Genomic DNA, 13,413 nt, shown 5'->3' with positions numbered 1-13,413 from the left:
CGATCCCGCCTTTGTATTCACGTACGTCAGTATGTCTAACGTCGAATCACCTTTTCCAGGGCCTTCCAATGCTCATCGGTCATCTCGCCGGGCGTAAAGAGGCTGATGCCGGCAGCTCCCGCTTTCATCGAACTCATCACAGCTTCTTCTATTTCAGAAGGAAGCAGGCCGGAGTTCTCAGGATCTATCACTTTATCTTTATTTCTCCAGTCGTGACAGATAAACAATCCACTGTAGACAGGAGCTTTGCCATTGACGGACTGAACTTCTTCTTTTGTCACTTTCCCCACCCATGTCGCGTTTTCCAGATAGAAATCATTGTAGTTCATCGGGAAGAAGGCATCAACATTCCACTTACTCCATTCTTGCCGCACCATCCATACGGCGTAAGAGTATGGACCGGGAAAAACATCCGCACTCACCTTTTTCCCCTTCGCATGAACGGCTGCCACAATCTTATTGACCAGTTCAGTGATGGCGTCACAACGGAACTGCGCCCATTCTTTGCAAGCGGAAGGATCTTTGAAGGAACGGATGTCAATGCCAGTCTGCTTTTTGAATGCCTGCACGCAATGGTCGCAATAGCAGTAATCGGCTACGGGGTATTCTTCATTCATCACCAGATTGTATTTCTCCCAAAGACCTTTGGCAAGAATCACATCCGCATAACGGATATAATCCAACTGGACATAATCCACTTCGGGTATCTCTACCAACTGAGTGTACTTGTCTATCAGCCATTCCTGCACCTGCGGATTACGTGGGTCAAGGCATTTGTAGTAAGGCACATACGCCTGAACGGAATAGGCGGATTGACCGAGCCGGTTCACAGCATACCAAGTGGAGTCCAACCCTTCCTGCAGCATACAAGGAGCCCATGCGTGATATTCAAGTCCGAAGGATTTCGCAACTCTGGCGGCGGTTCTTATCTTTTCCTGATCGAACCCCGCATTCAGGCAGACACCTTTTACACCGTAACTCTTCCACCGGATGAAGTCCTGCTTCAAGGTCTCCTCCGTTGTTTGATTGCTCCAGCCTTGCCAGACATAGACAGGGATTTCCGCCAGAATAGGCTTGGAAGGTGTTCTTTCGAAGCAGCAGCCCGATTCGTCTATCACGTATTCCTTTCCGTCGGGAGCAGTTACCGTGATTTCATACGTATGCGAGGTAGTTTCCACGCGGACTTCATAGCCAGATGGAAGCAGTTGCCAATCCTTCTTGTCAAGGTTGAAGTCGTCGATGCACGTGTACCAGCGATGTGTTTGGGCGAATCGTTCTTCCTGCGCATAAAACAGCATCCAAAGGAACCGCTTCACAGGTTCACCTTCCGGATATCGGAAGGTTTCACTGCCTTCTCCAGCCTTCTTTTCCGACAAATATACATAGCCCCAGCGTTCGGGCATGTGCATCGCCACCTGTCCGGTAGGCGTCCACACCCAGTTGTCTTCCGGTAGGTATTTCCCGTCCGGAGTCTTTTTGCGGCTGTAGACGGTTCCGTTCAGGTCGAACTGCCACTCCACACGGGAGAAGTTGAGGCGCAGGTAGTTGCCGGCCTTCAGAAAGTTGTCGAATTCACTAGCAATGGCCTCGCGGGGAATCGCCATTTCCACGTTCCAACCTTTGTCGCGGTCACCCGGACGATTAAGGGTTCCATCCACGTGCGTCGCCAGCTTCAATCTCGGGCAATTCCACTGGAACTGTATGAACGGGCGATTCGGGGCTCGGTAAGGACGGGGCAGCGACAAGTCGAAGACCGTCCCCCGGACGTTGGTTTCAATTTCAAAATAATCGTGACCGTCTCCCGTGGGGTCGATGAATACTTCAAAGTCATTGTCGTAGAAGACGATGGTGTCCCGCTTGGTGAGGTTCGCCCAGACGTGAGGCTCTTCCAGACCTGCGAAGATGTAGAGGTATTTCTCATCCCAGAGTATCCGGGCTTTCGTTTCGTAGCGGGGTTTGGGGAAGTTGTAGCCACTGATGTCGACAAACGCGGTGGTAAACGGGGCATTCTGCCAGGAGCGTTCGTTATCAAGACCGTCTATTTGAATGTCGTCAGAGGGCTGGTAGCATACGTAGCCCGCCGGACGGGACAGCATCGGAGCGTATTTCTCCGAAAGGGAGTGGGCTTGCAGTCCACAGGTGCCTGCAATCAGGAAAAGGAATGATAGAATTTGTTTCTTCATGAATTAATATTGTTTTGATTGATGGTTTAAAACGATAAATGATAATTTATCACTTCGACTAACCACTAACTCCCGTTAATCATTAGATGTCACTACTTGTCCCGCACCGGCATAGAGTTTGACGGGACCGTCCAATTGCACCGCCAGCACGGTGATGTTGGAATCGAGCACGTTCTCCGGCACGTCGATATAGATGATTCCGGGGACTTCACTCCACGAGAGTTTGTTGTACACTTCGAAGTTCAGCGGTGTGTTGTTGCCCACTACTTCTATCTTCTCCACCTTATTGACGATGCCTTTCAGCGAGACTTTGCCGATGGGTTTGTAGGGCATGTAAAGATAAAGAACGTCACCCACCTTGTTAAGCGCAGTGTAGCCGTTGAAGTATCCGGCAGGGATACCGGCACGTGTCTGGTAGATGGCGTCCTTGTGCTTGGAGGTCCATCTACCGAAGGCTTTCAGCACATCGATTTCTTCCTGCGGGATGGTTCCATCCTCTTTCGGACCGATGTCCAGAAGCAGGTTGCCGCCCATGTTCAGGCAGTCTACGAAGGTACAAAGGAGCATTTGCGGAGTCTTGAAGTTGGTGTCTTTCGGACGGTAACCCCAGTTGTCATTGATGGTATAGCAAAGTTCCCAGTAGCGGTCTTTGGGACGTACGACGGGTACACCGATTTCGGGGGTGCCATAGTCTCCGTATCCCTGGATGCGCGAGTTCACAATCACTCCGGGATTGGTAGAACGCAGCATCCGTATGATGGAATCAGACTTCCAGTCTTCCGCCGTTTGCTCCCAGTCGCCGTCGAACCAGTAGAGATCGGGCTTCCAGATTGTGTTCAGTTCTTCCATTTGGGCGAAGTTGAACTTGCAGAAGCGTTGCCAACGGGCGGGGTCTTCCTTGATGTCATAGCGTTTGGATGTTCTTGTGAAGACGGGATAATCCTTGTGCGACCAGTCGAGCAGTGAGTAGTAGAAGCCCAGTTTCAGTCCTTCCTTGCGGACGGCCTCGGCAAAAGGAGCGATCAGGTCGCATTTAGCCGGAGAACTTTTCACTGCGCTTAGTGTGCCGGCTTTCGTGTCCCAAAGGGAGAACCCATCGTGGTGCTTCGTGGTGAGCACTGTATACCGGGCACCACTTTCCTTGATGAACGCCGCCCATTGTTGCGGGTCGTAGCGGGAGGCGGTGAAGCCTTTGAGCTGATTCATATATTAGTAGTAGGGCACTTGATTGTTGTGAAATGACCAGCTTTCGGACACTCCGTCCACGGCGTAGATACCCCAGTGAATGAAGATGCCGAATTTTGCTTCATCAAACCACTGCATCCGCTCGGCGTATGCCTCCGGAGATTCGGACGACAGCAGGGGTTGCGATTTGATAGTGCCTGTCAGACAGGCAAGCAATAGAAATGTAGACAAACGGATTTTATTCATGATAGATCTGTTTTTTGATTGATGTTTCTAAATATTCAACGAGTGAATCTCCTTTATCAACTGCTCGCCCAGTCCGATGGTGTAGCCTTGCAGTTTAAACACTACCTCTCCGGAAGTATTTGCAATGACGACCACCGGCAACAGAGTTTCGTTTTGAAGTTTGAGCGATTCAACCAGCCGTTTCAGGATGGTCCCGTTCTCGTCAATGCCGTAAGTGATCGTCGACGGCAGTCCGGGGAAGTCAGTCGCACGGTACTTTTCGCTCTGCTCCCTACTTGAAAAGAGGAGTAGCATAGGGTGTCCCCACGCCACGAGTTCGCGCCCGAGGGCGGCAATGTCTCGCAAAGCGTGGTTGGTAGGCTCCTGTCCAGGACCGAGGATAGCCAGCACGTAATATCCATCACGCCCGCATCCGCAATGTTCCGAGATGCTTTTCTTCTGCGTCGCACCCAATGGAAGAAACTGCACACCTGCATCGAGATGTCCCACTGCCTCCACTTTCGTCCGGATATCTTCGCGGAGAACCAGCTCTACATTCGTAGTCTCTCCCTCCCTGATTTCAAAGAAAGAAACTTGCGTGGGAACACTCCCGTCACTCTGACGAACACCGGATGCGAGCATGTAATAGCCCACATCGAGCTTGGTGCCATTTTTGAACCGGGTGTTCCAACTTGTCCCACCTCCCATGTCCACATCGCCCTCGTCGTAGCTCAGCAGCCTGAAAGTACCGTCCTTGAACTTGGAGAGGGTAAAGTTCGTATAATATTTCGGGTCTTTCACCGCCGGCGTCGGCTGGTAGTCGAGCACCAGCTGCCCGACAGGAGACGAGGCGATTTCCGCCCGGTCGAAATCAATGTCCAGCACCTCCCCTTCCGGCAATTTTTCATACTGAATCTTATCGGTCACCTCGTCTATCCATGCCGGAATGCCAAGGCTCCGAGCGACGGAAACGAAAAACACATTGCGCGACTTGCGATCTGCTACGCGCGATTTCCACACTCCCAAAGGAGAAATGATGAGATTTGACTGGTTGAGGTCTTCCCTCAGCGTAATCTCTGCCTTGCACCACTCCATCAGCTTGAGCGGGTCTTTTCGGAACCTTTCCCTGTCTGCTGCCGACACTTCTTTCTGAAAAAACTCCTTGTACGGGAGAATCATCTCGCTCCCTACCCGCGGATTCAGGATACAGGTGTTGAACAGTGCCATATCTGCAATTTCCTGCTGACTATGAAATAAATGATCTTCCAGCACTTCCATCGAAACATCCCTCAAGTCCTTCTTTGAGATCACAGCCAAGAGGTTCACCGCCTTTTCACCAATGTTCTCTTTTTGGGCTTTCAACAGGAAGTCAGTCAAAACGCCCCAGTTGCCGCGTGAAGCGACCAGAAAATCCGCCGCCTTTTCAGGCAAAGCGTGTTGCGTGACAAAAGCCGTTGCCGATTCTTTGTTCATGAACGTGCCGACATAAGCTTCCCGCAGGCAATCTTCCCGTGCCAGCCGCGCATCGTTCTTCGCACGCTGTTCCGGTAATACTTCCGGGATGTTCGGCTTCTCCGGCGGAGGAACAATGTCGAGCGGCAGAGAGTAGACTTCACCCTCTTTCTTGTCTAAGGCAACTTCTACCCGGTCATCTTTCCCAAAAGAGACTTTAGCATAGCTGAACTCGCCACCTTTAGACGCCCACACCAGCATGTCGCCGCGTCCGGCGCTGAGGAACGTTATTCCCTCCTTGTCTGTATAGCGCGTGCCGACGGTATAGAACTCGGCGTAATTGTATATCTTGAACTCCACCTTAACATTCTCCACCGGCGTTCCGTCCTTATCCTTCACTACGATGAAGGCTTTCGCCGATTCGGTATAGTTGTCTATCAGGTTGATTTCAGTATAGAGCGGAGTTTGCAGCATCACTTCCTCTTTCCCTTCGTAACGTCCAAAGACTTTGGAGTGCATCAACATGCCACGACTCGCCGCTGTATTGAACCAGCCCAAATCCAGCACAGGCTCCGGCTCGCATGCTCCGAGAAAGTGCCATTCGCCATCCACCCATGCTTCTACCCATGCATGATTGTCGTCCGTATGTGCCCAACGGGGAGTATAAACTTGTCGGGCGGGAATACCGACCGCACGCAAGGCGGCTACCATGAAAGTGGATTCCTCTCCACAACGTCCGTAAGCGGTTTTCACGGAAGCGAGCGGGGCACTGGTACGAGCGTCGCTTGGTGTGTAAACCACTTTTTCGTGGCACCAGTGATTCACTTCCAGCACAGCGTCATGCATATTCATACCTCCCACGCGTTCCTTCAGTTCGGCATAGAACACCTTGCGGGCATCGTCGAGATTCTCGTTGTTCACACGGATGGGCAGCACGAAATGACGGAATACGTCTTCGGGAATGTTCTTTCCCCAAGGCATCTCCTCGCAGATTTGTTCCGACAAGCGGACATTCTCCAGATAATACTCGCCCGGATAATCGGTAATGTCTCCAATGGGCATATAGGCGTAAAGGAACATCAACGCCTCCCGTTCGAAGGTGGTAAGTTTCTCACGGAAAATACTAAAGCAATCCCCGTCCGGCAATTGTTTTTCTTTTTCTTCAAAGTCCTGTCTCACTTTCTCCCGATAAGCCTTATCGGTGATGAAGTGAGTGTCGTCGCATGAAATCAGCCCAACGGCTAACGACAGCAACAGGATCAAAAAGTTGGTTGTTCTTTTCATGGGTTGTTCTCTTTATTTATATGGTCAAAAATGTTCTTTGATTGATGTTTTGAAACGGTAAATGAATATTTATCATTATTTGGTTGATTGCATCTCAAATTGGAAAGCAAGCGGCTCGGCGCTGCCCGCCAGTTTCTTCGGAAGGGAAACGGTTACTTTTCCGTCCTTCGCTGTCCACTTCACACGTTGTCCGGTCACCAGCAGCCGGATGCTGGTTCCCCGGTCAGGAACATTTCCTTCCCACTCGATGGTAGCCGGCACTTTTTCTCCTTCCGCCAAAGCGTAGAGAGCGTACAGGGTCTTTCCGTTCTTGTCCGCAGTGAACCATACATTTCTGCTATGATAGTTGGGAGTGATGTGGGTGTTATAAATAGCCTTTCCATTTTTCTGCATCCAGCGACCTATCTCTTGCAAGCGTTCCATGGTGGGCTGCTCGATAAGGCCTTCGGCTGTAGGCCCTACGCCGAGAAGCAAATTGCCACCTTTAGCCACCACTTCCATCAGCATGGAGATGATGCGGTTCCGGGATTTGTAGTGGGGATTCTTCACCCATCCCCAGTCGGTGGTCAGCGTCACGCAGCTTTCCCACGGATGCGGAAGCTGGCGTTCGGGAATGGTCTGTTCGGGTGTCTGATAGTTCTCATACTTGCCGTGAATGGTACGGTCTACTACCAAAAGTCCGGGTTGTTTCTCACGCGCTGCAGCGGCAATCTTCGGCATGTCGATGTCCTGATTGTTGCGGGGAGACACCCATCCGCCGTCCAGCCACAAGATGTCGATGCCTCCGTAGTTACTCATCAGTTCGTCGATTTGGTTGTGCGTGTAGGTTTTGAAAGCTTCCCACTTTTCGGGATGACGTTTGATTTTGTAGTTCACGTTGCGGTTCGCCGTCGCAAAATAATCCCACCAATAATCCTGATTATGCCAGTCCGGTTTGGAGAAATAGGCTCCCGTCATGAAACCTTCTTTCCTGAAAGCGTCGAACACGTATTTGGCGACGTCCGCCTTCGGATTGCCCTTGAAGGCGCACTTCGCGATGGAGAAGTCCGTGTAGCGGCTATTAAACATGCAGAAGCCGTCGTGGTGCTTCGTGGTGAAGATCATGTACTTCATGCCTGCCTGCTTCATCGCGTCCGCCCATTGAGCGGGGTCGAACTTGGTCGGCTTGAACTGCTTGCTCAATCCGTTCCAATACCAGTCCTTAAACTCCTGATAGTTGTCGTGACCGTAACGGCTTATCCAGTCCTCGTCTTCGGAGCATAATGCCCACGATTCCACGATGCCTGGCACAGCATACAATCCCCAGTGGAAGATAACGCCGAATTTCAGGTCGCGCCACCGGTCGAGTTTCTTCAACACGAGCGTGTCCGTAGACCATTCATAGGTGGACGACTGTTCATGCGTAAATGTGTGTTGAGCTTTTGCCCCCGTGCAAAGGAGGACAAACATTAATAAAGATACTGCAATTCTTTTCATGGTCTATTCTGTTATATTATTTAATAGATTGATTTACAAAAAATACTCTTTTCTTGTAACCTAGCATAGAAGATGTACCATTTAGTAAGAGTAAACCCCGCTAAAGTAAAAAAAGCGGCTGCCGTTTCCGACAGCCGCTTCATATTGGGAGGGGGTATGTTAAGTTAAATTACGGTATAAGTTTGTAATAATCCTTCTTAGCCCAAAAGAGATTTGTATAGTAACCGGTCGTCTCCTCATAGTTCTTTGAAATGGCGTCCTGACAGTTTGCACTGTTGTAATTAAGCTCATCGCTTGGATATGGAAGACGGTTTGGAGGAGTCGGATAGCTAGCCACTTGCGCATCTCTTGCAAAAGTCACTTCGGGATAACTGGTACGACGCACTACATTCCATGCTTCGAGTTCGTTCATCACACCGAAATTAAGCCAAAGCTGGGTGCAGACAGCTTCCTGTGTCGGTGCCCAAACGCTTTCAGCGTAAGCCTCGATTTCAGAATCAGATGGTTTGACCAATGGACGATATCCATTATCGCTATCGTTACCCTCCTTGTAAAGAGAACTTCTCTCCTTCAGATTCCAATAGTATTCGGTAGACTGCTTGATACCATTAACAAAATTCTGTTTGGCAAGAGTCTCATTTTTAGAAACACCATATCCCATCAGATAAGCCTCCGCCTTGCTAAGGCTGACTTCCGCAGCACTGATCCAAAGTCCGTTCAGATTGGAATTGCCGTCATATTCTTTCCGACCTGCAATAGCTTGAGAATCTACTTCACAATAGTAGTTTGCAAGAGGCATGCCTCTTTGAACATATTCCTGATGTTTTGCATCACTAATCTGACCGATTTCATTGTTTGTTTTAGTTACATCGTATGCAACATATTCACCGTCAGGGTTACAATCGTATATAACTTGAATACGCGGGTCGGTGTTGGCATTAGGAATACCATTTGCAGGAACATTCATAGCGTTAAGCACAGCTTGAGAACCCGCAGCCATACCTGAAGTTCTGAGAGCCTGAGACAGGGTCTTTCCATAGTTAAAGTCGTCAGTCTGAGTATCGGCTGCAACCCCCATGTTTTCTGAGTTGTTGTCAACAAGCGGATACTGCGTAGGATTGTTTAAAATCTCAGCAATGGCGCTTTTTGCCTCTGCAGCGCAATCACCATTAGTAGCAAGATGAAGGGCAATGCGGAAACGGAGAGAGTTGACATACTTCCGCCAAATAGTAATGTCTCCTGCGGCAAGAGAGTAGTCTTGGCGTTTAAGAGAAGAAAGGCTGGTAGTACTCAAGCTACCTGCTAAGTAGTCACCCGTTTCCTTCAATTCCGCAAGGATTTGCTTGTAAAGTGTCACGTCATCATCGTACACGCACTGTTCCTTAGCACTGCTATAATCTGAATTCCAAAGAGTACCGGCACCGTTGAACGGAACATCCCCAAAAAGAGAAAGCATCTCATGAAGCTGTCCGTCAATGAGAGTACGCGCAAGGTGGTAGAAAACTTCATTAATCGATTTCTCTTCTTCAGGAAGATTGGCATGCGTATTTTCCAATAAGCGGAATTGAGTCAGCATGTCATAGAAATTCATCCATCGGGTATTGAAATAGCCTTCACCGGCACCCATAAAACGACCCTTACCATTACTATTACCGATAATGCCGGAAAATGCTCCTGAAGTCGTTGACTGTGTGTAATAACGATAGTAAACCGGATTCATCCAAGTATTACCTTTGAACATCACAGCGGTGAACACTTGAGGCACACCTACCGTCGATGTCTTGGAAGGATCTGGATATTTCTCATCATAGTCTAAATCAGAGCATGAGACGAGAGACATGAGAGCCGCTCCAACGAATAAGGTAGAAAATATCTTTTTCATATCTATATCTTATTTAATGTAAATTCAATAAAGGTTAAATTAGAAGCTAGCACGGAGGGACACACCGAATGTGCGGGCACTGGCAGTAGAACCACCGACCTGCGCCTGATAAATCCAGTTTGTACCGTCGGTTGTCTCCGAGTCGAACAATTTCAAGCTACGATAGACATAGAACGGGTTACGTGCAAAAGCAGAGACTGTAAGATTGTTACAAGCGAACTTCTTGGTCAACTTCATCGGAAGAGTGTAAGCCAAACTAATTTCACGACATTTGACATACGTGTTTTTCTGAATAGCATTCGCATAGCTCTGGGCTGCACCTGTACCCCAACCATACTGGCTGTCGTTGATTTCAAACTGAGTCACAACGATGTCATTCGGAGTGCCGTCTTCCTTTACACCCTTCTGAATAACGCCGTTATCCCAAAGATAGTGACCATTAAACTTGTCACCACGCTTATAAGATCCTTTAATGGATGCAACTTCACTGGGAGTGAGGACATGGATAGAAGACTTGTTCGTAACGTCTTCCACGTCGCTGTAATAGAATAAGCCACCAGTTGAATGATCACGAGCCCCAACAGCATCGGTAATATTACCCGCATCCATCATGTACTGCCACGGCAGGTTGAGGACACTACCGCCAACGCGAAAGTCGAATGTAACATCAAGAGTGAGGTTCTTCCAGCTAAGGCTTGTTCCGAAACCACCTGTAAACTTAGGCATAGCGTTACCTACCTTATGGCGTTCTGTTTTGTCTGCCACATAAAGGCCATCGTTACCTACAATATAGTTACCCTTATCGTCTGTCTTCCAAGTGTAGGCATACCAGTCACCCATAGCATCTCCCACATGGGACTCAAGGCTGGCGGCACCATTGTCTACGGTCAAGTGCGAAAGAACATCCAAACCATCCGCTAGCTTCTTCACCACATTCTTGTTCCATGCTATATTGGCACGGACATCCCAACGCCAATCCTTATTCATATAAGGAGTTCCGTTCACACTGAATTCAAAACCTTTATTAGTAAGCTCACCTACATTCATCAACATGCTTTGACCACCCATAGAAGCGGCTGAAGTCGTGGTAAGAATCTGATCCTTGATGTCGTTGTAGTAATAGCTAAACTCCATGCCCAGACGGTTATTGAAGAACTTGTTCTCGATACCGATTTCGAACTCATACTTGGTTTCCGGCTTAATGCCGTCATTGCCAACCTTCACATCAACATAATTATAAGTATAAGTAGTCGACCTTGTCAAAGACTTTTGATCATAGGCTCTGTTCGCGCGATAGATTTCAGGAGCATTACCTACGACACCATAAGAAGCACGCAACTTTCCATAGTCCCACCATGAAGGACGTTTGTCTTTGAGAAGCTCCGTATAAAGAATACTGGCACTTACTGACGGATAAACGAAAGAGTTGTTTCCATGCTTCAACGTAGAAGTTTTTTCCTGACGGACTGAACCTTCAAGGAAACCCCATCCGTCATAGCCGTAGCTTGCAGTCAGGAACATACCTGTCCGGAGTAAATCCGACTTTTCCATGTCTGCATTCTTAGTACCCACAGAAGCGTTAAGGTGGAACCAATTTTCCTGAGTCAGACCGTTGCTTGTGCTTACGTTCGATTGATAGAATGTTTCCTGACGGGCATTCCAGCCTAAATTGGCAGTAATATTGTGCTTTTCAGCGAATGTCTTGTCCCACATCAACATGATGTCGCCATACACAATCTGATAGCGGCTGTTGATGAGTCCATAAGAATCACTGTAGTGACCGTCGGTAGAAAAGATATGTGCATTTTCGGTATTGTTTTTATTTTCAATCTTATCGGTGGTAAGGTCAGTGGCAAGACGTCCGCCCAAAGTCAGACCGGGTATGATTTCCCAAGTCGGATTAACAGAACCGATAAAACGGTTGTGGTTTTCTTCCTGCACCTTACCGAGGATGTTCCAAAAATATTCATTTATCAGTGCTGTAGATCCCATCGGAGTGTAAAGGAATTGCTCGTCCGGTGTCAGAGTGTCAGCAGTACCACCGTTGATGGCTGCGATACTGTTCTTGTAGCCGAGGCTTGTAATAGTGTGGTCACGAATATATGCCACATCGGTAAAACCGCCAAACATACCGCCATAGTTGTTGGTCAGACGGGAGATACGATAAGGACGGTTTTTGATATACTGATCTGTATAAGTGGCAGTATAATTCAACTTGATAGTTTTAGTCACATCGAATGTACCGCTCAAGTTGAAATTGTGCTTATGATTATCAGAGTTATACTGCATCGCCAACGCATCGTTGTAAGTATAAGAGAAACGCATATTGTTACGTTCGGTACTATTAGTCAGAGAAATATTGTAAGTTTGGTTGACACCCGTGCGGAAAATATCAGCCCACTGGTTGTGGTCAATAGGGGTGTATGCACGTTCAGTACCATCAAAGTAAGTTACTGTCTTGCTCGGATCAAACTTAGCACCCCATGAATAGTATGTTTCACGGTTTGGAGTGGTAATGGAGTTACCATTACGGTCTAAGCGAGTGTGGCGGAAACCCGTCAAAGCCGTCTCGTCAGCGTTGCTCCCGAGAGCCCAGTTATCGTAACCGGGACCATATTCCTTTTGAATTTCGGGCATATAGGCAACCTTGTCGAAACTTACATTCGCGCTGAAGTCAATGTGTGTACCACCTCCCTTCTTACCTTTCTTTGTGGTAATCATGACAACACCGTTGGCTGCTTCAGAACCGTAAAGTGCAGAGGCGGCAGCACCTTTCAGGATAGAGATGTTATCAATATCCTCAGGATTGATGTCAACAATACCGTTAGAGTTGATTCGCTGGTTCTCCCAATAACCGTCGTTATTGGTATTCCCATTGTGGATAGGTACACCATCCATAACGACCAGAGGCTGCGTGTTACCGGTGATCGAAGAAAGACCACGAACAGAAATGGACACCGCCGAAGTACCACCACCAGGAGCTGCCTGAATACGGACACCTGTTGCCTTACCGTAAAGTCCGGAAGCAAGGTTGCCACCACCCGTCTTAGTCAAATCTCCGGAAGAAATTGAACTTACCGCATATCCCAACTTCTTGGCATCCTTCTTGATACCAAGAGCTGTCACTACCACTTCGTCCAATGCCTGTGAATCATCCTGAAGAGCAACAGACAGAGGTTGTCCGTCATACTTCACTTCCAACGTTTTGTATCCCACAAAAGAAATCTGAAGCACATCTCCCTTCTTCACGTTAGAGAGCGAAAAATTACCGTCGACATCGGTTATCGTTCCGTTCGGCGTACCTTTTACCAATACAGATGCACCGATGACAGGCTCACCCGTAGCATCTTTTACTACACCTTTCACTGTACCGCTTTGCTGTACAATGTCTACACCTGCCATCTCATAACCGGTGTTCGCATAGATTGTTCCGATGGACGAAGCCGCCAGAAGCACCATGCTGATTTTTCTAAGTACTTTCTTCATTTTGTAAATTTTAAGGTTCTCAAATAAGTCTCTCAATCTCCTTAATAAAACGTTTTGTTTGTTTTAGAGATTATAACGCAAAGATACAGTTTACGTTAACTAAAATTATGTCTATTTTAATCACATTTATGACTGAACACAACAATATTGCCGTGTATCGCTCTTTTTGACTATAAATCATTAATCGCTTTCACTACTTTCACCTTGTTTCAAGAATATCTGTACGTAAGCCATTTATAC

Annotated in this window: 5 protein-coding genes and 2 pseudogenes; all 7 read right to left on the bottom strand. The window is 48.1% G+C overall.

All coding sequences use genetic code 11. The features are described from left to right. Positions 1–35: 35 nt before the first annotated feature. A complete protein-coding gene (locus CJF29_RS00175; RefSeq protein ID WP_255299377.1) occupies positions 36–1,658 on the bottom strand; it encodes a hypothetical protein in 1,623 nt (540 codons plus the stop codon). A gap of 171 nt (positions 1,659–1,829) precedes the next feature. Continuing rightward, a pseudogene (locus tag CJF29_RS00170) lies at positions 1,830–2,096 on the bottom strand (carbohydrate-binding family 9-like protein); the annotation flags it as partial. Positions 2,097–2,258: 162 nt separating this feature from the next. Next, positions 2,259–3,614 (bottom strand): annotated as a pseudogene (locus tag CJF29_RS00165) (alpha-L-fucosidase). Between the two features lie 27 nt (positions 3,615–3,641). Then, complete coding sequence (locus tag CJF29_RS00160) at positions 3,642–6,329, bottom strand: transglutaminase-like domain-containing protein (protein ID WP_099146779.1); 2,688 nt, start codon at positions 6,327–6,329, stop codon at positions 3,642–3,644. Between the two features lie 75 nt (positions 6,330–6,404). Then, positions 6,405–7,805 (bottom strand): alpha-L-fucosidase, encoded by a 1,401-nt coding sequence (locus CJF29_RS00155; protein ID WP_099146780.1) that lies wholly within the window; start codon positions 7,803–7,805, stop codon positions 6,405–6,407. A 169-nt stretch (positions 7,806–7,974) separates the two neighbouring features. After that, positions 7,975–9,687, bottom strand: coding sequence for a SusD/RagB family nutrient-binding outer membrane lipoprotein (locus CJF29_RS00150; protein WP_099146781.1), 1,713 nt, complete (start codon positions 9,685–9,687; stop codon positions 7,975–7,977). A 39-nt stretch (positions 9,688–9,726) separates the two neighbouring features. After that, positions 9,727–13,173, bottom strand: a complete 3,447-nt coding sequence (locus CJF29_RS00145) for a SusC/RagA family TonB-linked outer membrane protein (RefSeq protein WP_099146782.1) — start codon at positions 13,171–13,173, stop codon at positions 9,727–9,729. Positions 13,174–13,413 lie beyond the last annotated feature (240 nt).

The sequence above is a fragment of the Bacteroides celer genome, assembly GCF_002632415.2.
In the GTDB taxonomy this organism is placed as follows: Bacteria; Bacteroidota; Bacteroidia; order Bacteroidales; family Bacteroidaceae; genus Bacteroides.
This window is presented reverse-complemented; position numbering and strand designations above follow the sequence as displayed.